This is a genomic window from Bradyrhizobium sp. USDA 336 (assembly GCF_044908355.1).
Lineage (GTDB): Bacteria > Pseudomonadota > Alphaproteobacteria > Rhizobiales > Xanthobacteraceae > Bradyrhizobium > Bradyrhizobium yuanmingense.
This window is the reverse complement of record NZ_JBIYDC010000002.1, coordinates 888826-909117: the sequence shown is the minus strand read 5'-3', so window position 1 is coordinate 909117 and position 20292 is coordinate 888826. Positions and strand designations below refer to the sequence as shown.

The window sequence follows — 20292 nt, the reverse complement described above, 5'->3', positions numbered from 1 at the left end:
TGTGGGAGAGGGCTGCGAGAGCCGTGCGGCAAACTCGTTTGGGTGAGGGGTTGGCTCCGCAGTGACACTTCTCGTGTGGAGAGAGACCCCTCACCCGGCAGCCTTCGGCTGCCACCCTCTTCCACAAGGGGAGAGGGTCACATCTTGCTTCGCGTCAGGCGATCGTGAAGAACGGCAGCGGGGCGCCGTCGGTCGGCTTGAACACCACCTTCACCTTCAGGCCGATCTTGAGCTTCTCCAGATCGCAGTCGACGAAATTGGTCTGCACCGACGGCCCCTCCTTCAGCGTGACGTAGCCGATGGCGTAAGGGCCGGTCGGCGATTTCCGCATCAGGCTGTAAGTGTAGATCGTGCCCTCGCCCGATGCCTGTTCCCACACCGTCTTGTCGGAGTAGCAGAACGGGCAGATCGAGCGCGGGAAGTAATGCGCTTCGCCGCAGGCGGTGCAGCGCTTGATCATGAACTTGCCCTCTTTCGCGGCGTCCCAGAACGCTGATGTCTCGGGATTCGTCACCGGGGCCGGATACTTTTTCACTTCGCTCATCACACGCGCTCCAGAATGGCGGTCGAGGCGGCGTGGCGAACACCCAAGAGGCCGCCGGTGCCGTGGGCGATGGCAAGATCGCAGTTCTTGACCTGCACCTTCGGATGCGCCTCGCCGCGCAGCTGCCTGACGGCCTCGAGGATCTTGGTCATGCCGCCGCGGTTGACCGGATGGTTGCTGCACAGGCCGCCGCCGTCGGTGTTGAACGGCAGCTTGCCGACGCCCGAGATCAGATTGCCGTCGGCGACGAACTTGCCGCCCTCACCCTTCTTGCAGAAGCCGAGGTCTTCGAGCTGCATCAGCACCGTGATGGTGAAGCTGTCATAGATCGAGGCATATTTGATGTCCTTCGGCGTGATGCCGGCTTCCTCGAACGCACGCGGGCCGGACCACACGCCGGCGGAGTACGTGAGATCGAGATCCTTGCCGCCGCGCGGGCCCTTCATGGCCTCGCCATGGCCGATCAGGCGCACCAGCGGCTTCTTCAGGCTCTTGGCGATCTCCGGCGTCGTCACGATCAGCGCGCCGCCGCCGTCGGAGACGACGCAGCAATCCATGCGATGCAGGGGATCGGAGATCATCGGCGAGTTCAGGACGTCCTCGACGGTGACGACGTCCTTGAGCATCGCATGCGGATTGTACTGCGCGTGATGCGAGGCCGCGACCTTGATCCAGGCGAGTTGCTCGCTTGTGGTACCGTAGTCGTGCATGTGGCGCATGGCACACATGCCGTAGGCATTGTGCGTGGTCGCCCCGTAAGCGGTTTCGAAATCGACCTCGGCGCCGGCGGCGCGCGGCGGCATCGCGCCGGTGCGCGGCTTGCCAGCGAGCGTCACGAGCGCGATCGAGCATTTGCCCGCGGCGATCGCCTCGGCGGCATGGCCGAGATGGATGATGTAGGAGCAGCCACCGGTCTCGGTGGAATCAATGTGGCGAAGCTTCTTGGTGTTCAGGCCGAGATAGTCGACCATCGGCCAGGCGCCGCCGGGCGCGTCGCCCGCGCAAAAATAGCCGTCGATATCGTCCTTGCTGATCCCGGCATCCTCGATCGCGCCCTTGGCGACCTCGGCATGGAGCTGGGCGGTGGATTTGTCCGGCGCATGCCGGGTCGGGTGTTCGTAGATCCCGGCAATGTAGGCCTTGCCCTTGATGGTCAAACTTCAGTCTCCGCTCGCGTCTCGTCGTGGCTCTTTTTTTGGCTCTTTTTTCTGAACCGCACCGGGCTGATTGGCAAGCGCGGAAATATTCCGCCGGGCGAGAGGGTGGCGGGTTGGTGCCAGGGAAGGATACTCTCGTGTCCCGGACGCGCTGCAACGCTTAAGCGTTGCTGCGTAGAGCCGGGACCCAGGAGGCCGCGGACTCAGTGCGACATGGGCCCCGGCTCCGCAGCGCATCACTTCGTGCTGCGCAGCGTCCGGGGCACGAGGCTTTAACTTGCAGCCACAGCGCCGCGTCCCCGCGGCGTATCTCGCCCGAGCTTTGCGTCCGTCTTGCTACCCTCCCAAAACAGAGGGCGCAGGGAAGACCGGGTGCCGGCTGGCACCCACGGTCCGCTGTGCGCGAATTGCGCGAAGAACAGATGCACAGCGGCATACAGGTGAAGCCAAACATCCGGCCTTCCCTGCGCAGTGGCTTTACGGCTTATGTCGCGCTCTCCCCGGGGAGCGATGCACTATTGCCCCGGTAGCCTTGCGAGCGACCCGCAAGACTTGACGCACAGACCCCGGGCGTCAGGACCACACGATTTTGCCGTACGCGAGACCGCGCCCGTCGTGCACGAGACAACCGCTCGCGCGACGCAGCCCGCGTCCACCGCCGCTCACCCCGCGTTTCGTGACGATCGCGATAAGCCCCTCTGAGAGGGATGAGGTGGCGGACAGATACGATAATTCCGAATTTCGGTAAAGCGGAATGTTTTTGCGTGCCCGGATTGACCATGGCGTGGGTGTTTCGCCCGACGGGTAGCGCAAGGGGTGGTGTCGTAGGGTGGGCAAAGCGAAGCGTGCCCACGTCTTCTGGCTCGACTTGGAGAGATGGTGGGCACGGCGCAAGCGCGCCTTTGCCCACCCTACGAGACCTCCCTACTCCGCCGCGATCTGCCGTGGCGCCGGCGGCGGATTGGCGAGGTCCGCGGCGAGCTGGGCGTAGCGGGCCTTGGCGTCGTGCACCGCCTTCTCCTTCACCGGGCCGTAGCCGCGAATGCGGTCGGGCAGCGAGAGCAATTCGACCGCGGTGTCGATCGTGAGCGGCGACAACAGGCCGAGCACGGTGGCGACGTCCTTCTCGTAGCCGGCGATGAGATCGCGCTCGAGCTTGCGGTCGGCGCTGCGGCCGAAGATGTCGAACGGCGTGCCGCGCAGGAACTTGAACTTGGCCAGGACGCGGAAGACCTTCAGCATCCACGGGCCGAAGGCGCGCTTCTTGGGACGGCCCATGGCATCGACACCGCTGCTGAGGATCGGCGGCGCGAGATTGAAGTTGAACTTGAAGTCGCCCTCGAACTGGTCGCGGAGCTGCTGCTCGAAGGCGCCGTCGGTGTAGAGGCGCGCGACTTCGTATTCGTCCTTGTAGGCCAGGAGCTTTGCATAATTCACGGCGACCGCGCGCGGCAGTGCGTCGCCATAGCCGCCCTTCGCGGCGGCATCGCGGACCTGGTCGACCAGCTTGCGATAGCGCTTGGCGAGACGAGCGTTCTGGTAGGCGGTCAGATGCTTGGCGCGGTGCTCGATGACCTCGTCCAGCGTCATGGCATCCAGCGCCTTCGGCGCGACCACTTCGTCCCCGCCCTTCAGCATGTCGGCCAGGCGCTTGGGATCGGCGACTGCGAGGCGGCCGAGACGGAAAGCTTCCTTGTTCATCTTGATCGAGACGCCGTTGACCTCGATCGCCTGCTCGATTGCTTCCGCGGAGAGCGGCAACAGACCCTTCTGATAGGCGTAGCCCATCATCATCATGTTGGTGGCGATGGCATCGCCGAGCAGCTGCTCGGCCGGCTTGGTGAAGTCGAAGAACACCGAATCCTTGTGCAGCGCCGTTTCCAGGAGCCCGTTCAGCTTGCGGGTCTGGAAATTGAAATCGCGATTGAGGATGAAATCGGCGGTGGGAATGACGTGGCTGTTGATGATGCCGTGGGTGCGGCTGCTGTCACAAAGGGTGATCGTGTCCTTGGCGACTGCGACGACTTCGTCGGCGGCGAGCACGAGATCGGCCGTGCCGGTGACGATGCGCGAGCAGGTCACCTCGGCCGGATGATCGGAGAGGCGGACGTGGCTGAGCACCGCCCCACCCTTTTGCGCGAGGCCCGACATATCCAGGATCATCGAGGCCTTGCCCTCGATGTGGGCGGCCATGCCGAGCAGCGCGCCGATGGTGAGCACGCCGGTGCCGCCGACGCCGCCGACGGCGATGTTATAGGGCTTGTCGAACGTCGGGCGCGAGGCCGGCTCGGGCAGCGCGCCGATTTCGGCGAGCTCGGCTGGCGCGCGGTGGCGCGGAGCGCCGCCGTCGATGGTGACGAAGGACGGACAGAATCCCTTCAGGCAGGAATAGTCCTTGTTGCAGGACGACTGATTGATGGCGCGCTTGCGGCCGAACTCGGTCTCCAGCGGCTCGACCGAGATGCAGTTCGACTGCACCGAGCAATCGCCGCAGCCTTCGCAGACGGCCGGATTGATCATGACGCGGCGCGCCGGGTCGTCCATCAGGCCGCGCTTGCGGCGACGGCGCTTCTCGGCGGCGCAGGTCTGCACGAACACGATCGCCGAGGTGCCCTTGAACTCGCGGCACATCTTCATGACGTTGTCGAGTTCGTCGCGGTGATACTTCTTCACGCCGGGCGCGATGGTATCGGCGGGGTAAGCGTCGGGGTTTTCCGAGACCAGATAGAGCTCGCGGATGCCTTCGGCGTACAGCTGCTGGGTGATCTGCTGCGGCGAGAGATCGCCGTCGTGACGCTGGCCGCCGGTCATGGCCACCGCGTCGTTGTAGAGGATCTTGTAGGTGATGTTGGCCTTGGAGGCGATCGCCTGGCGGATGGCGAGAATGCCGGAGTGGAAGTAGGTGCCGTCGCCGAGATTGGCGAAGATGTGGTTCTCGTTGGTGAAGGGCGCGATGCCGACCCAGGGCACGCCCTCGCCGCCCATATGCGTGAACGTCTCGGTCGAGCGGTCCATCCACAGCGCCATGAAGTGGCAGCCGATGCCGGCAAGCGCGCGGCTGCCTTCGGGGACTTTCGTCGACGTGTTGTGGGGGCAGCCGGAGCAGAAATACGGGGTTCGGGAGACAGGAGCGACCGCCTGCATCTGGGTCGCCTGGCGGCCGTTGAACCAGTCGGCCTTGGCGCGGAGCATCTCCGCGATTTCAGGGTTGAGATCAAGTCGAAGCAGGCGCTCGGTGAGCGAGGTCGCGAGCGAGGCGACGGTGAGTTCGGCGGCGAAGGTCAGGAAGCGCTTGTCGTGCTCGTCCATCTTGCCGACGATGCGCGGGCGCACGTCGTCGCGCCAGTTGAACAACACCTGCTTGACCTGGTTCTCGACGATCTCGCGCCGCTCCTCGACGATGAAGATCTCTTCCAGGCCGACGGCGAATTCATGCACGCCTTCCGGCTCGAGCGGCCAGGGCATGCCGATCTTGTAGAGACGAAGGCCGATTCGAGCGGCGACCTCCTCGGTGATGCCGAGCTCGCGCAGCGCCTGGCGCACGTCCTCGTAGCTCTTGCCCGAGGCCATGATGCCGAAGCGCGCATTCGGCGAATCCATGGTGACGCGGTTGACCTTGTTGGCGCGCGCAAAGGCGATGGCGGCGAAGCCCTTGTAGTCCTGCAGGCGGCGGTCCTGCTCGAAACGGTCGTCGGGCCAGCGCAGGTTGAGGCCGCCGGGGGGCAGCTCGAAATCGGTGGGGATGATGAACGGCTTCATCTCGTCGGTGAGGTCGATCTCGGCGGTGGTCTCCACCGTCTCCGTGATCACCTTCATGCCGACCCAGCAGCCGGAATAGCGCGACATCGCGATGCCGAGCAGGCCCATCTCGATCATCTCGTGGATGCTCGAGGGATAGAGATACGGCATCAGCGCGGACATGAAGGCATGGTCGGACTGATGCGGGACGGTGGAGGATTTCGCACCGTGGTCGTCGCCGGCAAGGCAGAGCACGCCGCCGTTCTTGGCCGAGCCCGCGGCGTTGCCGTGACGGAACACGTCGCCGCAGCGGTCGACGCCCGGGCCCTTGCCGTACCAGATGCCGACCACGCCATCGTATTTGGCGCCGGGCGAGAGGTTGAGCTGCTGCGAGCCCCACACCGCGGTCGCGGCGAGGTCCTCGTTCACCCCCGGCTGGAACTTGATATTGTATTGCTCGAGATGCTTGCGGGCGGCGAAGAGCTGCTGGTCGTAGCCGCCGAGCGGCGAGCCGCGATAGCCGGAGATGAAGCCCGCGGTGTTGAGGCCGTTGGCGCGGTCGCGCCGGATCTGGGCCATCGGCAAGCGGACCAGAGCCTGGATGCCTGTAGTGAAGACGTGTCCAGTCTGCTGGGTGTACTTTTGATCGAGACTGATCGGACCCTGGTTGATGCCCATGCTGTCCTCGCTTCGCGCCCTGTTCAGGTCTTCCTGACTTAAGTCGTTGCCTGCCCGTTGGTTTTAGCTAGGGCGCGCCGACCACCTCCGCCACTCTATGTCGGATATTTCATGATCCGCATCACAATTCTGGACCAAAGGAGGCCTCGGGTAAAAATCGCAATTTCGTGGCCTGAAACACGTTGGCGATTTTCAGTTTGTGTCACCATACCCCCATCGTTGCGAAATGAATCGACGCTTCCCTTCACGCAGGTAGGGTCGATGGGTCGCAGGAGAGGCTGTCGATGCGGACGATTCTGACGGGCCTGGCGCTTGTGGGCCTGGCATTGTGCAGTGCGGTTGCAAGTACGGCCGCAAGCGCGGCCGGCGCCGCCGGACCATCGCCCGAGCTGATCGCCTATGGCAAGGCGCTGGCCGAGGCTGGCGACTGCGCGGGCTGCCACACCGCCGATCCGGCAAAACCGTTCGCGGGTGGCAAGCGCATCGACACGCCCTTTGGCGCGATCTATGCACCGAACCTGACGCCGGACCGCGACACTGGCATCGGCGGCTGGACGGATGCCGATTTCACCCGCGCCCTGCGCTATGGCATCGCGCCCGACGGCTCAAACTATTACCCGGCGTTTCCCTACCCCTACTTCACGAAGATGACGAAGGACGACACGCTGGCGATCCGCGCCTATCTCGGCACGGTCGCGCCTGTCGTGAACCGCAACAAGCCGCCGGAGCTGCGCTGGCCGTTCGGCTATCGCGGCCTGATGCGGCTTTGGAACGCGATGTACTTCAAGCCCGGCCTGTTCGCGCCGGACCAGACCAAGAGCGCGGCCTGGAACAGAGGCGGCTACCTGGTCACCGGGCTCGGCCATTGCGGCGCCTGCCACACGCCCAAGAATTATTTCGGCGCCGACCGGGATGCGCAGGCGCTGTCCGGCAACGCGGTCGGCGGCTGGTTCGCCCCGCGGCTCGACGGCGCCCCGCGCACCGGGCTGAAATCCTGGAGCGAGGCTGATATCACGGAGTACCTGCAAACCGGGCGCAATGCCAAAAGCCACGCCGGCGGGCCGATGGCGGAGGTCGTCGTCAACTCGACCTCGAAGATGAGCGATGCCGACGTGCGCGCGATCGCGATCTATCTGAAGAGCCTGCCGCCGGCCCGGCGCGAGACCATCGTGACGCCGCCGGACGCAGCCGAGATGAAGGCCGGCCAGGCGGTCTACGCAAAGCTCTGCATCGCCTGCCACGAGGCCGACGGCACGGGAGCGCCACGGATCTATCCGCCGCTGCCGGGCAATGCGCTGCTGCAATCGAACAATCCGTCCTCGACCTTGCGCATCATCCTCGACGGTGCTCACACCGTGACGACGCCGCGCGCGCCGAACACCGGCGAGATGCCGGCTTACGCCAAGCAGCTGTCCGACGCCGAGATCGCCGCGGTGACGAACTACATCCGCAATTCCTGGGGCAATGCAGGCCCGCTGGTGACACCGGCCCAGGTGGCGAAGGCGAGGAAGCGGGAGGCGAATGGGGAATAGCGAGTGGCGAATGGCCCAGAACCATTCGCTATTCGCCATTCGCGCGCGACAGCGCTACCGCTCTTCATCCCCCGTGAACACGAATTTCGGCATCTCCCATTTGTAGCGCACCGCAAGCAGGCGGAAGCTGATGCCGAGGACGAAGGTCAAAATGGTCCAGAGCTCCGCGTTGAGCTTGAGACCGAATGCGGTCGCATAGAACAGTCCCGTCACCACCGACACGCTGGCATAGAGCTCGGAGCGAAACAGCAGCGGCACGTCGTTGCAGAGCACGTCGCGAAGCACGCCTCCGGCGCAGCCCGTCACCATGCCCGAGACGATGACGATCGGCAGCGAAGCACCCATCTGCCAGGCCACGTCGCAGCCGGTCATGGTGAAGACGACGAGACCGATGGCATCGAGCACGATGAAGGCGACCTTCAGCCGGTGCACAAGACGCGCAAACAGGATGGTGAGGAAGGCGGCGCCGCCGGCGAGCGCGAGATAGATGGGGTTCTGCACCCAAGCCAGCGGATAATGTCCGAGGAAGAGATCGCGCAACGTGCCGCCGCCGAGCGCGGTGATGCAGCCGAGGAAGCAGACGCCCAGCCAATCCATGCTGCGGCGTCCCGCGGCGAGCGCAGCCGTCATGCCCTGCGCGGCCACCGCGACCAGGGACAGGAAATGCAGCACGCTATCCGTAGGCGGCAGGCTCCACATCGCGAGTTCCCTCCTCCGCGTTCCTCGAACTCAGGCGCGGGTTCCCATGGAACAGGTTCCCGATTCCCCACACGGAGGCAACATGCGACGAAAGCATTAAGGAGGCGGAACAGAATCTCGCACCTGAGGGTTGTCCCGGGGTCACAACCGAGGAGACCAATCGATGGCAGACGACCGTTTTCCCAACGATCCGTACCGCCCGAACCTCGCCGACGATGAGTATTCTCGCGCGGCGCGCCGGGATGCCGACCTACAGGCCGATCCCGAGCTCGGGGAAGGCCCCGCTTCCAGCGGCAAGATCGCGATGTTCGCGGTCGCAGTCGCCCTGGTGCTGGGCGCGGTGTTCTACGGCTTGAATAATTCCAGCACCACCAACGAGGCCAGCAACACTCCGGCCTCACAGACTGCGCAGACGCAGCCAACCAATCCGGCCGCACCTCCCGGCATGCGTGACGTGACGCCGCGTAGCAACACCGAGCCGGGCGTGACCACGGGTGCAGCGCCGAGCAGGCCGGCCCCGAATACGCCAGCTCCCTCTGACGGCGCGAAGTAACATTGCGCAATGAAGCGCGAGAGCGGCGGGATGCAACATCCCGCCGCTTTTCGTTTGGCTAGCGCGCGATGGGATTAGGATGAATCGTCATCGCGCTTTAGGTTATTGTTTGAGCATGATCTTTTCGGAAAACCGCTACGCACTTTGCGCTAACGCGGCCCTTCGGATCCGGATCATGCTCTAGCCGAACATCTTGTTGAGCTCGCCGCCGGGATAGCCGCCGCCGAGCTCGGTGAAGGTGCCCTTCTCCGCCATCTCCTTGGCCGCGCGCATGAAGCCGCCCCAGGCGGCGCGGGCGAGCGAGCCGCCGACGCTGATGCGGCGCACGCCGAGATCCTGGGCTTCCTGCAGCGACAGGCCGGAGCCGCCGATCAGAAGATTGAACGGCTTCGGTGCGACCGCCTTGACCACCGCCGCGATGTCCTCGCGGCTCTTCAGACCCGGCGTATAGAGGCAGTCGGCGCCGGCATCAGCGTAAGCGGTGAGCCGGTCGATGACGAGCTTGAGATCTGTCACGCCCCACAGATGCGCCTCGCAGCGGCCGACCAGCAGCGTGCCGCTGTCGCCGATCGCCTTGCGCGAGGCCTTGATGCGCTCGACGGCGAGGGCACGATCGTAGAGCGGCTTGTCCTTGTCACCGGTGGAATCCTCGATCGAGAGGCCCGCAACGCCGGTGCGCACACCGCGCTCGACATTGTCCGCAACCTTGTCGGGCTCGACCGCAAAGCCACCCTCGAAATCGGCGTTCACGGGGATGTCGACAGCCGAGCTCAATGCTGCCAGATGCTGACAGACGTCCTCGACGGTGACCTGATTGTCGGCCTTGCCGATGGTCCAGGCAAAGCCGGCACTCGATGACGCGATCGCCTTGAAACCGAGATGCTGCAAGGCTTTCGCACTGCCGACATCGACCGGATTGGGCAGAATGAAGCAGCCGCTCTCGTGCATCTTCTTGAACGTCGCGCGCTTGTCAGCGGTCGTCACGTGCATGTTTCTCTCCCTTGTTGGCCGCGCAGAGATAAGGCTGCGTTTTCGAGTCCGCTAGTGCGCGTCGTGCACGACGCGGCTGTCCTTCGGCGCCTCGTCGCGATCGTTCATGCCGTAGTCGCGGATGACGCTGGCGATGCGTAAGTGATAATCGGCGAAGATCTGCGCCCTGCCCCTGGCCTGGGTGCGGCGGTGCTCCATCGTGTTGCGCCAGGCCTGGACGGCCGTTTCATCCCGCCAGAACGACACCGACAGGATCTTGCCCTTCTCCGTCAGGCTCTCGAAGCGCTCGACCGAGATGAAGCCGTCGATGGTCTGCAGCAGCGGCTTCAGGTCGGCTGCGAGGTCGAAATAGGTCTGGCGGTGTTCCGGCTTGGGCCAGACCTCGAAGATCACGGCGATCATGGGCGTCTCCTGCTGTTGGTGGGCCTACAATACCACCTTGCGCAGGAAGGTGCGTTCTTCGGCGAGGATGAATTTCTCCGCCTCGGCAAAGTTGAAGTTTGCCATGCCGTCGAGATCGGCGCGCAGCCGTTTGCGATAGGCCTCATAGGCGGCCAGGCTCTCGAACGAGATCAGGGCGGACGCGATGTTGTTGGTGCCCTCATGCGGCATGAAGTAGCCAATCAACTCGCCGCCACATCTCGGGATGATGGTGAGCCAGCGCTTCGAATATTCCTCGAACTGCGCGCGCTTGAAGGGATCGAGCTGGTAGCGGATGAAGACGGTGACGGACATGACGGCTCCTGTGTTTCGCCGTCCTTGGTTACGCCCTTGCCCGACAGCAACGCTTCGGTTACCATCGAAGCATGAAATCAGGACCCGACATCGCCATGGTCGCCTCGCTGGTCGGCGATCCCGCCCGCGCTAATATGCTCACGGCGCTGATGAACGGCCGTGCGCTCACGGCGAGCGAGCTTGCGCAGGAGGCCGGCATCACGCCGCAGACCGCGAGCTCGCATCTGTCGAAGCTCGAGGCCGGCGGCCTGATCGAGCCGGAGAAACAGGGCCGCCATCGCTATTACCGCCTCACCGACGACGACGTCGCCGGCGTGCTCGAGGGGCTCGCCGGCCTTGCCGCGCGGACCGGCCATATGCGCGTGCGCACCGGTCCGAAGGATCCGGCGCTGCGGCGCGCGCGGATCTGCTACGACCATCTTGCCGGCGATCTCGGCGTGCAGATGCTGGACTCCTTGCGCGAGCGGCATCTGGTCAGGCAGAGGAAGCAGGAGATCGAGCTGACGGCCGAGGGCGAGCGCTTTCTCGCCAAGCACTTGCAGATCTCGCCCGACATGCTCAGCCATCCGCGCCGCCCGGTGTGCAAGGCCTGCCTCGACTGGAGCGAACGGCGGCACCATCTCGCCGGCACTTTGGGGGCCGCCATGATGCAGCGCTTCGCCGAGCTGAAATGGGCCGCGCGCGATCCCGCGCCCGGCAGCCGCGTCGTGAATTTCACCCGCACCGGCGAGAAGCAGTTCGCCGCGCTGTTCGGCGGCGGCAAGGACTGATCACACTTTTGCGTGTGTCCTCTCGCTTCGGTCATGGCCGGGCTTGACCCGGCCATCCACGTCTTTATTGCGGCTGGCATGTGGATGCCCGGGCCTTCCCTCGCCGAAGCGGCTTCGGCCGCGCAGGCGGGACAAGCCCGGGCATGACGGAGACTGTGATGAACCGCATCTTCCTGGCCGCGCTCGCCGCCGCCCTTCTTACTTCCCAACTCACCTCGACCCACGCCGCCGATGCCGCGCCCCGGGAGCCCTATGGCATCGCGCTCGAAGGCTTTGCCTATCCCTACCCCGTGCACATGCTCCCCATCGTCAACGACGGCGAGCAGCTCAGCATGGCCTATATGGATGTCGCCGCGGCGCGGCCGAACGGCCGTACCGTCGTGCTGCTGCACGGGCGCAATTTTCCGTCGAGCTATTGGGCGCCCGTGATCAAGATGCTGAGCGAGGCCGGCTTTCGTGTCGTGGTGCCGGACCAGGTCGGTTTCGGCAAGTCTTCCAAGCCGGCGGGCGAGCTGCATTTCGACAATCTGACGCGCAACACCATTGCGCTGCTCGATCACCTCAAAATCGACAAGGCCGAGATCGTCGCGCATTCGCTCGGCGGCATGCTCGGCGTGCGCATCGCTCGCGCCTATCCCGACCGCCTCGTCCATCTGGTGCTGACCGCGCCGATCGGGCTCGAGGACTACCGCCTCTACGTGCCGCCGACGCCGACCGAGAAGATGATCGAGACCGAGGACAAGCTCACCGCCGACGGCTATCGCAAGCAGCTCCAGACCAATTACGCAATCAAGCTGCCGGCCGAGGCGATCACGCCGTTCATCGAGGCCCGCTTCAATATCAAGGGCAGCCCGGACTATCCGCGCTGGCTGCGCGCCTTCGTCTCTTCCGGCCAGATGATCTATCGTGAGCCGGTGGCGCACGAGATCCCCCTGATCGCGACACCGACTCTGTTCATCATGGGCGCGGACGACCACAACGCGCCGGGCCGGCCGCTTGCGCCGGAGGCGCTGCGCGCCAAGATGGGGCAGAACGCAGAGCTTGCGAAGCAGCTCGCCGCGAAGATGCCGAACGCGCGGGCCGAGGTGATCCCCGACACCGGCCACCTCGTCTTCCTGGAGGCGCCGGAGACGTACAGGGAACTGGTGCTGAACTTTCTCGGCCGCTAGCGACACCTGCGTGTCGTCCGAGGCAGGACGCGGGGAACGTTCATGCCGCATTCAGGTCATGATTGGCAGGTTTGGATCGCGACGTATCGGCACGAGTCTCCCAGATTTAACGTGTCGAATCGTGTCTGTTGATTCATTGTGCGTCTCAAGCGCCGTGCCCCAAGAATCTGCCCCAAGGACGAGAAGGAAGATCAAATGAAATATCTCTTCGCTGCCGTGATGCTCGCGAGCGCGGTCGTCGGTTTCAGCGAGGTGGCAAGCGCCGCCGGCGGTTGCGGCCCGGGCTGGTATCGCGGCCCCTACGGCAGCTGCCGCCCGATGCGCGCCCCTGTCGTCGTTCGCCCCGCCCCGGTGGTGGTCGCGCCGGCGCCGGTCGTCGTCGTACCCCGTGCGCGCGTATGCCCCTACGGCTTTCGCTGGTACGCCGGCCGCTGCCGCCCGTACTGATCTCCTCCATTCCGTTGCAAATGGCCGCGCGGCGAAAGCCTGCGCGGCCGTTTTTTATTGCTGATGATCCATCCGCCGCGGAACCCGAGCGCTCCCCAAAATCGAAACGGGGATCGGCAGTGGCGATCCCCGTCGAGTCCGCGAATGGTCGCGAGCTTACCAATAATGACGGCGGTGCCAGCGCCGGCGATGCCGGCGCCAATGACGGCGGTGCCAGCCCCAATGGCGGCCACGCCCACGCCAGTGGACCTGCTCGGGAGCGAGCTGCGCAGCTTCCTCGCTGGTGGTGACGGCGGGATGAGCGTCGGGATTGCCTTGCGGCGTGCGGGCGGGATCAGCGAGCGGCTGCGGTGACAGCGGCGCGGCCTGCGCGGCAGTCGCAGCGAAAGCGGCGGCGCCCGCCGTCAAACCCAAAGCAAGTTTCAAAAAGTTCCGGCGCTCCATGGCTCTTCCTTCTTGGATCATCGTGCTTGTGATGCAGAAGGAGTGTCGCCGCGACGCCATGAACCGAGGCTGAATCCGGCGTTCAGATTAGGCGAGCCCAGATGAGAATTTCGTAACCTGGATGGAGCGCAGCGCAATGCGGGATTTGTGCGCGAAGACCCCGGATTACGCTTGCGCTCCATTCGGGCTACAGGACCTCGCTACGTCGCGAACTCCTGCGCCAGCACCAGCGTCTCGCGCGAGCGCCTCACGTCGGGCCAGTCGCGGTTGAAATCGGCGACGAGCTTTTTCAGCGCGTCGCCTTTCAGCATCGCGTTCAGCTTGGCCTCGTCGTCGAACTGATACATCGCCTGATGCAGCGAGGGATCGTCGAGACTCCAGAACCGCCACGCCTTGCTCACGCCGAAGGCTTCACTGCGTCGGGCAAGTGTTCCGTCTCGTACCACCGGTCGAACGCAGCGCGCTTTTCGGCGTCGGAGACGACGGCGCGAACGACGAAGAAGGCTGCTGGCATCGGATTTCCTCCTGTTGTTTGGGGCGAGCCTAGCCGGTTAAGCCGCCGGCGACAAAAAGAGTTGGCTTGGGTGTCGGAATGAACGACCTTCGTTCGTCCTTTGCATCGAACCAGGACACGGAGACAGCAAATGGCCAACCTGACCCTGACCACCTTCGATTGGGTTCCCGCAGCGCCGCGAGGCTTCGTGCGTGACTTCCGCGTGCGTTGGGCCCTCGAAGAAGCCGCCTTGCCCTATCGCGTCGCCAGCGTGCCGTTCGACGACCGCGGGCCCGCGCACTTCGCCCACCAGCCGTTCGGCCAGGTTCCGTGGCTGACCGACGGCGACCTCTCGATCTTCGAGACCGGCGCGATTCTGCTGCATCTCGGCGGCCTCAGCGAGAGGCTGATGCCAAAGGACCAGCGCGGCCGCACTGAAGCGGCGGAATGGGTGTTCGCGGCGCTCAATTCGGTGGAGATGGCCAGCCTGCCATGGGGCATGTCGAAGTTCATGGGACATCCGACCGACACGGCAGCATGGAAATTCGTGGACGACTTCCTCAAGCTTCGGCTCAAGCATCTCGAGCCGGTGCTGGGCAGCCGCGAATGGCTGGCGGGCTCCTTCTCCGTCGCCGACATCCTGATGGCGGACGTGCTGCGCGTCGTCGATGGTTTCAACGGGCTGACGGACAGTCCTGCCTGCCGCGCCTACGTCGCGCGCGCCACCGGACGTCCGGCGTTTGCCAAAGCCCACGCCGACCAGCTGGCGCATTTCGCTGCGGCGGACAAGGCGCGCGGGGCGTGATGTGCCTCACATAGTCGATCCCGTGCTTGGCGTACAGTCGCCACCATCGGAACGATTCAATTCGACAGGTGACCCATGGTCCGCATCGAATATCTCAAGCGACAGATCGCCCGCGCCGAGCGGCTAGCCAAGGCCATCCTCGACCGGCAGACCGCCGAGCGGCTCCAGGCCTACGCCGCCGAATGCCGCGCCGAATTGTCGGAGCTGACGCTCAAGTCCGCCGCGTGAGGCGCGCTGGCGCTGGAGGCGTCTGATGCGTAGGGCGGATGGCGATAGCGTGATCCGCCACTTCTCCATCCGATGACGCATACCTTGGTGGATTACGCTTCGCTAATCCACACTACGCCTCACATCAGTTTCAGCGGCGCATCGGCGACGAGGCGCAGATCGATGCTGCCGATCAACGCCGCCCGCCGCGCCTCCGCAACACTGATGGCCTCCTCTGTCTGCCGCAGCGTGCTGATGTTCGAGCCGAGCGAGACGATCCCGCCCAGCACCAGGGCGATTGATCCAAGCGCTGCGGTCTGACCGAATCCGAACACACCGAGGATCGTCACGAGCAGCAGCGCCGCCCCGCCTCCGACGGCGATCTTGGACGCCAGGATGTACTTGCGGCACCGCTCGGCGGTCTCGGCGAGCGCCTCAATTCGATCTTCGATATCGGAGATTTCGTCGGTCGGATCGTCTTCGGTCATCGTGTCTCAACCGGGACGCTAGCGGCGATAGGGAAAAGGCTTGGCCATGCCAGCGTCGACCAACTGCAAATACTCTCGCTGCAGAATTGGACCCAGCAACTCCCATGCCCATTGCGCGTTTTGCAAGTTCAGGTGCTCGAGGAAGGAAACGCCGATGGCATTTTGCAAATGATCATTCCCATCCCTGAAGTACTTCTCGGCAAGCTTGAAGCACGAGGCGACTTCCTTTGCATTTCTCGCGGCGATGCCTCGCTGCACGAGGTCGGTAAACACGTGCATCTCTAGATTCAGCAGGCCGTGCTGCGCGTCAATCTCGGGCCTTAAGTCCGGAAAGGAGTCCTTCAGCTCCTTCAGGAAGACACTTCGATGAAGATCGCCCACTTGGTATCCTTAGCGAGTAGCCCGCATGAGCGAAGCGACATGCGGGACCTGGGCAAATACCCGGATGTCGCTGCGCTTATCCGGGCTACACTTCGCTCACAACGGCAAATTGTCGTGCTTCTTCGCCGGCATTTCCGTCTTCTTGTCCTTCAGCATCGCCAGCGCCCGCGCGATGCGCTTTCTTGTCGAGTGCGGCATGATGACGTCGTCGATATAGCCGCGCTCGGCGGCGATGAACGGCGACAGGAAGCGGTCCTCGTATTCCTTGGTGCGGGCGGCGATCTTGTCGGGGTCGCCGATGTCGCTGCGGAAGATGATCTCGACCGCGCCCTTGGCGCCCATCACCGCGATCTGGGCGGTCGGCCAGGCGTAGTTCATGTCGGCGCCGATCTCCTTGGAGGCCATGACGTCGAAGGCGCCGCCATAGGCCTTGCGGGTGATGATGGTGACGAGCGGCACGGTGCATTGCGAGTAGGCGAACAAAAGCTTGGCGCCGTGTTTGATTAGGCCGCCATATTCCTGCGCGGTGCCGGGCAGGAAGCCCGGCACGTCGACGAAGGTGACGATCGGAATGTTGAAGGCGTCGCAGAAGCGGACGAAGCGTGCCGCCTTGCGCGATGCGTCGCTGTCGAGCACGCCGGCCAGCACCATCGGCTGGTTGGCGACGAAGCCGACGGTGCGGCCCGCAATGCGGCCAAAGCCGGTGACGATGTTCTTGGCGAAGGCTTCCGCAATCTCGAAGAAGTCGCCCTCGTCCACGACCTTCAGGATCAGCTCCTTCATGTCGTAGGGCTTGTTCGGATTGTCCGGGATCAGCGTGTCGAGCGACATGTCGACCCGCTCGATGTCATCGAAGCTCGGCCATTCCGGCACGCCGTCGGTGTTGTTGGAGGGCAGGAAGTCGATCAGGCGACGCATCTGCAACAGCGTTTCGACGTCGTTCTCGAAGGCGCCGTCGGCGATCGAGGAGCGCGTCGCATGCACCGAGGCGCCGCCGAGCTCCTCGGCAGTGACGACCTCGTTGGTCACGGTCTTCACGACGTCGGGACCGGTGACAAACATGTAGCTGGTGTTCTTCACCATGAAGATGAAGTCGGTCATCGCAGGCGAATAGACGTCGCCGCCGGCGCAGGGGCCCATGATGACGGAGATCTGCGGGATCACGCCCGAGGCGAGCACGTTGCGGCGGAACACGTAGGAATAACCGGCGAGCGCGGCGACGCCTTCCTGGATGCGGGCGCCGCCGGCGTCATAGAGGCCGATGATTGGCGCCCTCGCCTTCATCGCCATGTCCTGGAGCTTCGTGATCTTCAGCGCATGCGTTTCCGAGAGCGAGCCGCCGAACACCGTGAAGTCTTTGGCAAACACAAAAGTCTTGCGGCCGTTGACGGTGCCCCAGCCGGTGACGACGCCGTCGCCCGGCACCTTGCTCTTCTCCATGCCGAACTCGGTGGAGCGGTGCTCGACGAACATGTCGAACTCCTCGAACGATCCCTTATCGAGCAACAGCTCGATACGCTCGCGCGCCGTCAGCTTGCCGCGGGCGTGCTGCGCCTCGATGCGCTTCTCCCCGCCGCCGAGCTTTGCGCCGGCACGACGATCTTCAAGGGCGTCCAGGATGTGTTTCATTTGCTCCCGCCAGTTCTTAAGTGATGGGCGGGTTCTAACACGGCATTTTGCGGCCCGGAAAGCCGGTTTCGCGGTCGCAGGGCTGCCCTGCCGTAGCGGGAAAGCGCAAGGAATTACAAAGTTTTGCCCGGGAGGCAAGCGTGAGCGAAGGAACGGCCGAGACGGGCGCTGCGACAGGCGGCGTCAACATCCTGCTGCGGCTGGAGGGCCTCACCCTGTTTGCTGGGATGGTGACGCTCTATGCGGCCTGGGACGGGTCGTGGCTGGTGTTTGCGCTGCTGTTCTTCGTACCCGATCTGAGCTTCCTGGCCTACCTGTCCGACACCAGGTTCGGTGCGATGGTCTACAACGCCGCCCACAGCTACATGGCGCCGGTGGCGCTGCTGACGCTGGGCTTCGCCCTCGCCTCGCCCCTCACCCTCTCCATCGCCTTGATTTGGCTTGCCCATATCGGCATCGACCGGGCGCTCGGCTACGGCCTGAAATATTCCGCCGGATTCGGCTTCACCCACCTGGGGCGGATCGGGCGGCAGAAGGACTCCTGACCTCAAATTTGGCAGCCCGGCAGGTTGACCGGGCCGACCGATTCAGGCTTGCTCCGAGTCAGATCAGGCGCCGAATGTTGCGTGAGCCCAGTCGGTACGGCGGTGATCATCATGCCCTAGCTCCAGCATCTACCTACTGGCATCACGCAAGATGTCCGCGACGGTCGTCCCCTTGCCGCCGAACCCAGCGTCCGAAACGATCGACTTCCTGCGTCGCATGGCCGGCATGGTGTCGGGGCGGAACGGCGAGATGCTGCTGCGTGCGGCCAGCATGATCGAGCAGCTCGGCCAGCGGGCGATGTCGGCCGAGCGGCTCTATCATGAGGCACAGGAAGAGAGCACGCGCAACGCCGAGCTGCGCGAGTCCGCCGAACTCGCCTCCGACGCCATGGTCGGCCAGATCGCGGCGCTGCGGGCGCAGCTCGCCGAGTTCACCACCGCGACCGCAGCCGAGCGCGCCGCCTTCGATGCCGAGCGCGGCAAGCTGCTCGAGCTGATGCAGCATGCCGAGAGACATATCGGCAAGCTCACGACGGAGCTCGACAGCTTGCGCGCCTCCGTCGACAGCTTCAACGAGAGCGCGGTCTCGGTGCCGATCGAGGTGCTGCGGCTGGCGCGGACGCAGTTCGATTATCTCTCCAGCGGTTTTGCCCGGCGCGGCGATCCGATCTCGCAGGCCATGAGCGAGATCGGCGGCTTTGCGATTGACCGGGCGCTCACGGCAAAACCCGACAACGCCTGAACTCCGTCCTCGAAATCGTCGACTTTCAGCTCGAGCTGGACCGCCGGGTTGGCGCTCAGAATTGCCGAGGAGTTGCCGATGGCTGCGTGGTGTTGCCATGACGTCATCATAGCGGTGACACCGAAACCACTACAAGGCCGGCCGTTCGAAAGCGATATCAGCACAGCAAGAACCCACGACCGGAGAGAACAATGTTCGTCGATATCGATCATGCATCACTCGCGATGGCAGGCTCGAGCCTGCCCGGAGATCAACCCATCTTCATGATCAATCTTCTCCGTTATCGGGATGAGGCCTTGTACCGGGACAAGTCCGAGCTTCCGGCCTGTAGCGGCCGCGACGCCTATTTCACGCGCTATGTCCCCGCATTTCGCAAGATCGCGACTCCGCAAGGGGTCAGGCCAACTTGGCTTGGATCTGTCGGAGCTCTGCTGGTGGCCGCGCAAGGCGAAGCCTGGCACGACGCCGCAATCGTCCGTTACCCTGACTTCGCGACCTTTCGAGCGATCGTCTCGAGCTCCGATTACCGGCGTGAGGCCGAGCCCCACCGTTTGGCCGCGCTCGCCGATTGGCGCCTGATTGCGACGACCGAGGTTCAGGTGCCGGCTTGATCTGCAACCGCGCGCTTAAGCTGACCGTGTGGGATCGGGTTGCTTCTCCATCAACCACACGGTCGCGCTAGATCGCGCCGATCTCGGCAAGGCAGGCTTGGGTCAGCGTCATACGAGCCTCGATGTGGCGCGGCTCCTTGCAATCCATGTTGAGCGCGAACACTGTATGTGCCTCGCCCTTCTCGGCCCAGCCGACCATCCAACCGAGCGACGGCTCGCCGCGCTCGGCGCCCAGGAGACCAGACTTGGCGCGAATGACGGCGTCGCCGACCTTCGTCGCCGGCAGGATATCGGCAACGAGATCCTGGCTGCGCTTTGAGATCGGCAGCGTACGGCGGCGCAGCCGGTCGACGAAATCGATCTGCTCGACCGGATCGATCCGCAAGGCCCCGGTGAGCCAGAACTGGTCGATGCCGCCGCCGATGTCGCGATTGCCGTAGTCGAACGCGTCGACATATTGCTGCATGCGCACCTCGCCGATGCGGCGCGCGATCTCCTGATAGACCGGCACCGCGCTCACGAGAATCGCGCTGCGCAGCGTGTGATCCTTGTTCCAGGCCTCGATCGGGCGCTTGACGCCGTCCCAGACAAACACGTCCTTGTCGGGGTCAGTGACGACACCGGTCTCGAGCGCAATCAGCGAGTTGGGAATCTTGAAGGTGGAGGCCGGCAATTTGCCCTCGCCCGAGCGCTCGTTGTCGCTGGCGACGATCAGATAATCCTCGACCTTGTAGCCGACGAAGGTGCCCGACGTGCCGAGCTCGGTGAAGCGCTTTGTAAGAGCGTCGCGGATTTCATTGCGCGGCGGCGCGACATGGGCGCGCGCGCGTCCAGGCAGGATCGCGGTTGCGGCGAGGAGGCCGAGGGTGGAACGGCGGGTCAGCAAAAGCGATATCCGTGAGCAGCGAAAACCAGCGCGACCATGCAGCCGCTAA

General features: G+C 64.4%; 22 protein-coding genes and 1 pseudogene. 10 read left to right on the top strand and 13 right to left on the bottom strand.

Translation table 11 applies throughout. The features are described from left to right. Window positions 1–154: 154 nt before the first annotated feature. The 3 genes from ABIA45_RS05195 to ABIA45_RS05185 form a co-directional block, all read right to left on the bottom strand. Window positions 155–544 (bottom strand): Zn-ribbon domain-containing OB-fold protein, encoded by a 390-nt coding sequence (locus ABIA45_RS05195; RefSeq protein ID WP_157280525.1) that lies wholly within the window; start codon window positions 542–544, stop codon window positions 155–157. Further along, on the bottom strand, window positions 544–1701 hold the full coding sequence (locus ABIA45_RS05190) for a thiolase domain-containing protein (RefSeq protein ID WP_057029662.1): 1158 nt from the start codon (window positions 1699–1701) through the stop codon (window positions 544–546). The genes ABIA45_RS05195 and ABIA45_RS05190 overlap by 1 nt, the downstream gene beginning before the upstream one ends. A 924-nt stretch (window positions 1702–2625) precedes the next feature. Beyond that, window positions 2626–6117 carry an indolepyruvate ferredoxin oxidoreductase family protein gene (locus ABIA45_RS05185; protein WP_404651255.1) on the bottom strand — a complete coding sequence of 1164 codons (3492 nt, stop codon included), beginning with the start codon at window positions 6115–6117 and terminating at the stop codon, window positions 2626–2628. A gap of 284 nt (window positions 6118–6401) precedes the next feature. Here ABIA45_RS05185 and ABIA45_RS05180 point away from each other — a divergent pair, with 284 nt between their 5' ends. Next, window positions 6402–7649 (top strand): c-type cytochrome, encoded by a 1248-nt coding sequence (locus tag ABIA45_RS05180; protein ID WP_404651253.1) that lies wholly within the window; start codon window positions 6402–6404, stop codon window positions 7647–7649. 54 nt (window positions 7650–7703) lie between these two features. Here ABIA45_RS05180 and ABIA45_RS05175 read toward each other — a convergent pair whose 3' ends face one another. Beyond that, window positions 7704–8348 (bottom strand): trimeric intracellular cation channel family protein, encoded by a 645-nt coding sequence (locus ABIA45_RS05175; RefSeq protein WP_404651251.1) that lies wholly within the window; start codon window positions 8346–8348, stop codon window positions 7704–7706. 163 nt (window positions 8349–8511) lie between these two features. On the opposite strand from ABIA45_RS05175, the gene ABIA45_RS05170 reads away from it, so the two are divergent. Continuing rightward, complete coding sequence (locus ABIA45_RS05170) at window positions 8512–8901, top strand: hypothetical protein (RefSeq protein WP_157280529.1); 390 nt, start codon at window positions 8512–8514, stop codon at window positions 8899–8901. Window positions 8902–9081: 180 nt separating this feature from the next. On the opposite strand, the gene ABIA45_RS05165 is transcribed toward ABIA45_RS05170, so the two are convergent. Genes ABIA45_RS05165 through ABIA45_RS05155 form a run of 3 tightly spaced genes read right to left on the bottom strand, consistent with a single transcriptional unit; the run spans window position 9082 to window position 10626 of the window. Beyond that, the gene (locus tag ABIA45_RS05165; RefSeq protein ID WP_404651248.1) at window positions 9082–9891 is read right to left on the bottom strand and encodes an oxaloacetate decarboxylase; all 810 of its coding nucleotides are present in this window, start codon (window positions 9889–9891) and stop codon (window positions 9082–9084) included. Between the two features lie 51 nt (window positions 9892–9942). Next, window positions 9943–10293 (bottom strand): antibiotic biosynthesis monooxygenase, encoded by a 351-nt coding sequence (locus ABIA45_RS05160; protein ID WP_271544454.1) that lies wholly within the window; start codon window positions 10291–10293, stop codon window positions 9943–9945. 24 nt (window positions 10294–10317) lie between these two features. Then, window positions 10318–10626: an NIPSNAP family protein gene (locus ABIA45_RS05155; RefSeq protein ID WP_036011128.1), complete on the bottom strand. Its 309-nt coding sequence runs from the start codon at window positions 10624–10626 to the stop codon at window positions 10318–10320. A 71-nt stretch (window positions 10627–10697) separates the two neighbouring features. On the opposite strand from ABIA45_RS05155, the gene ABIA45_RS05150 reads away from it, so the two are divergent. The 3 genes from ABIA45_RS05150 (at window position 10698) to ABIA45_RS05140 (ending at window position 13012) form a co-directional block, all read left to right on the top strand. Further along, window positions 10698–11396: a metalloregulator ArsR/SmtB family transcription factor gene (locus tag ABIA45_RS05150; RefSeq protein WP_404651246.1), complete on the top strand. Its 699-nt coding sequence runs from the start codon at window positions 10698–10700 to the stop codon at window positions 11394–11396. A 158-nt stretch (window positions 11397–11554) separates the two neighbouring features. Continuing rightward, on the top strand, window positions 11555–12565 hold the full coding sequence (locus ABIA45_RS05145; RefSeq protein ID WP_271544458.1) for an alpha/beta fold hydrolase: 1011 nt from the start codon (window positions 11555–11557) through the stop codon (window positions 12563–12565). Between the two features lie 195 nt (window positions 12566–12760). Then, complete coding sequence (locus ABIA45_RS05140; RefSeq protein WP_157280534.1) at window positions 12761–13012, top strand: GCG_CRPN prefix-to-repeats domain-containing protein; 252 nt, start codon at window positions 12761–12763, stop codon at window positions 13010–13012. A gap of 156 nt (window positions 13013–13168) precedes the next feature. Here the strand turns inward: ABIA45_RS05140 and ABIA45_RS05135 are convergent, their stop codons facing one another. Together ABIA45_RS05135 and ABIA45_RS05130 are read right to left on the bottom strand one after the other, a co-directional pair. Further along, window positions 13169–13456, bottom strand: coding sequence for a twin-arginine translocation (Tat) (locus tag ABIA45_RS05135; RefSeq protein WP_109143375.1), 288 nt, complete (start codon window positions 13454–13456; stop codon window positions 13169–13171). 200 nt (window positions 13457–13656) lie between these two features. Next, a pseudogene (locus ABIA45_RS05130) lies at window positions 13657–13970 on the bottom strand (hypothetical protein). A gap of 130 nt (window positions 13971–14100) precedes the next feature. On the opposite strand from ABIA45_RS05130, the gene ABIA45_RS05125 reads away from it, so the two are divergent. Continuing rightward, the gene (locus ABIA45_RS05125; RefSeq protein ID WP_271544463.1) at window positions 14101–14754 is read left to right on the top strand and encodes a glutathione S-transferase family protein; all 654 of its coding nucleotides are present in this window, start codon (window positions 14101–14103) and stop codon (window positions 14752–14754) included. Window positions 14755–14829: 75 nt separating this feature from the next. Further along, on the top strand, window positions 14830–14982 hold the full coding sequence (locus ABIA45_RS05120; RefSeq protein WP_198399588.1) for a hypothetical protein: 153 nt from the start codon (window positions 14830–14832) through the stop codon (window positions 14980–14982). 119 nt (window positions 14983–15101) lie between these two features. On the opposite strand, the gene ABIA45_RS05115 is transcribed toward ABIA45_RS05120, so the two are convergent. The 3 genes from ABIA45_RS05115 to ABIA45_RS05105 all read right to left on the bottom strand — a co-directional run bounded on the left by ABIA45_RS05115 (window position 15102) and on the right by ABIA45_RS05105 (window position 17459). Further along, entirely contained in the window at window positions 15102–15449 is a 348-nt protein-coding gene (locus ABIA45_RS05115) for a hypothetical protein (protein WP_157280538.1), read from the bottom strand. 18 nt (window positions 15450–15467) lie between these two features. Further along, a complete protein-coding gene (locus tag ABIA45_RS05110) occupies window positions 15468–15830 on the bottom strand; it encodes a hypothetical protein (protein WP_271544466.1) in 363 nt (120 codons plus the stop codon). 96 nt (window positions 15831–15926) lie between these two features. Beyond that, window positions 15927–17459, bottom strand: a complete 1533-nt coding sequence (locus ABIA45_RS05105) for an acyl-CoA carboxylase subunit beta (protein ID WP_128264731.1) — start codon at window positions 17457–17459, stop codon at window positions 15927–15929. Between the two features lie 140 nt (window positions 17460–17599). Here ABIA45_RS05105 and ABIA45_RS05100 point away from each other — a divergent pair, with 140 nt between their 5' ends. The 3 genes from ABIA45_RS05100 to ABIA45_RS05090 all read left to right on the top strand — a co-directional run bounded on the left by ABIA45_RS05100 (window position 17600) and on the right by ABIA45_RS05090 (window position 19357). Continuing rightward, the gene (locus ABIA45_RS05100) at window positions 17600–18004 is read left to right on the top strand and encodes a DUF4260 domain-containing protein (protein ID WP_271544468.1); all 405 of its coding nucleotides are present in this window, start codon (window positions 17600–17602) and stop codon (window positions 18002–18004) included. Window positions 18005–18155: 151 nt separating this feature from the next. Beyond that, complete coding sequence (locus tag ABIA45_RS05095; protein ID WP_404651242.1) at window positions 18156–18746, top strand: hypothetical protein; 591 nt, start codon at window positions 18156–18158, stop codon at window positions 18744–18746. Between the two features lie 191 nt (window positions 18747–18937). Continuing rightward, on the top strand, window positions 18938–19357 hold the full coding sequence (locus ABIA45_RS05090; RefSeq protein WP_404651240.1) for a hypothetical protein: 420 nt from the start codon (window positions 18938–18940) through the stop codon (window positions 19355–19357). A 67-nt stretch (window positions 19358–19424) separates the two neighbouring features. Here ABIA45_RS05090 and blaOXA read toward each other — a convergent pair whose 3' ends face one another. Next, the gene (gene blaOXA / locus ABIA45_RS05085) at window positions 19425–20243 is read right to left on the bottom strand and encodes a class D beta-lactamase (protein ID WP_404651239.1); all 819 of its coding nucleotides are present in this window, start codon (window positions 20241–20243) and stop codon (window positions 19425–19427) included. Between the last annotated feature and the right edge of the window lie 49 nt (window positions 20244–20292).

Coding starts and splice junctions, on each gene's coding strand:
- ABIA45_RS05180 (WP_404651253.1), top strand. CDS start 6,402: ATGCGGACGATTCTGACGGGCCTGGCGCTTGTGGGCCTGGCATTGTGC.
- ABIA45_RS05135 (WP_109143375.1), bottom strand. CDS start 13,456: ATGGAGCGCCGGAACTTTTTGAAACTTGCTTTGGGTTTGACGGCGGGC.
- ABIA45_RS05185 (WP_404651255.1), bottom strand. CDS start 6,117: ATGGGCATCAACCAGGGTCCGATCAGTCTCGATCAAAAGTACACCCAG.
- ABIA45_RS05150 (WP_404651246.1), top strand. CDS start 10,698: ATGAAATCAGGACCCGACATCGCCATGGTCGCCTCGCTGGTCGGCGAT.
- ABIA45_RS05115 (WP_157280538.1), bottom strand. CDS start 15,449: ATGACCGAAGACGATCCGACCGACGAAATCTCCGATATCGAAGATCGA.
- ABIA45_RS05145 (WP_271544458.1), top strand. CDS start 11,555: ATGAACCGCATCTTCCTGGCCGCGCTCGCCGCCGCCCTTCTTACTTCC.
- ABIA45_RS05105 (WP_128264731.1), bottom strand. CDS start 17,459: ATGAAACACATCCTGGACGCCCTTGAAGATCGTCGTGCCGGCGCAAAG.
- ABIA45_RS05165 (WP_404651248.1), bottom strand. CDS start 9,891: ATGCACGTGACGACCGCTGACAAGCGCGCGACGTTCAAGAAGATGCAC.
- ABIA45_RS05120 (WP_198399588.1), top strand. CDS start 14,830: ATGGTCCGCATCGAATATCTCAAGCGACAGATCGCCCGCGCCGAGCGG.
- ABIA45_RS05090 (WP_404651240.1), top strand. CDS start 18,938: ATGTTCGTCGATATCGATCATGCATCACTCGCGATGGCAGGCTCGAGC.
- ABIA45_RS05195 (WP_157280525.1), bottom strand. CDS start 544: ATGAGCGAAGTGAAAAAGTATCCGGCCCCGGTGACGAATCCCGAGACA.
- ABIA45_RS05170 (WP_157280529.1), top strand. CDS start 8,512: ATGGCAGACGACCGTTTTCCCAACGATCCGTACCGCCCGAACCTCGCC.
- ABIA45_RS05140 (WP_157280534.1), top strand. CDS start 12,761: ATGAAATATCTCTTCGCTGCCGTGATGCTCGCGAGCGCGGTCGTCGGT.
- ABIA45_RS05125 (WP_271544463.1), top strand. CDS start 14,101: ATGGCCAACCTGACCCTGACCACCTTCGATTGGGTTCCCGCAGCGCCG.
- ABIA45_RS05175 (WP_404651251.1), bottom strand. CDS start 8,348: ATGTGGAGCCTGCCGCCTACGGATAGCGTGCTGCATTTCCTGTCCCTG.
- ABIA45_RS05095 (WP_404651242.1), top strand. CDS start 18,156: ATGTCCGCGACGGTCGTCCCCTTGCCGCCGAACCCAGCGTCCGAAACG.
- ABIA45_RS05155 (WP_036011128.1), bottom strand. CDS start 10,626: ATGTCCGTCACCGTCTTCATCCGCTACCAGCTCGATCCCTTCAAGCGC.
- ABIA45_RS05160 (WP_271544454.1), bottom strand. CDS start 10,293: ATGATCGCCGTGATCTTCGAGGTCTGGCCCAAGCCGGAACACCGCCAG.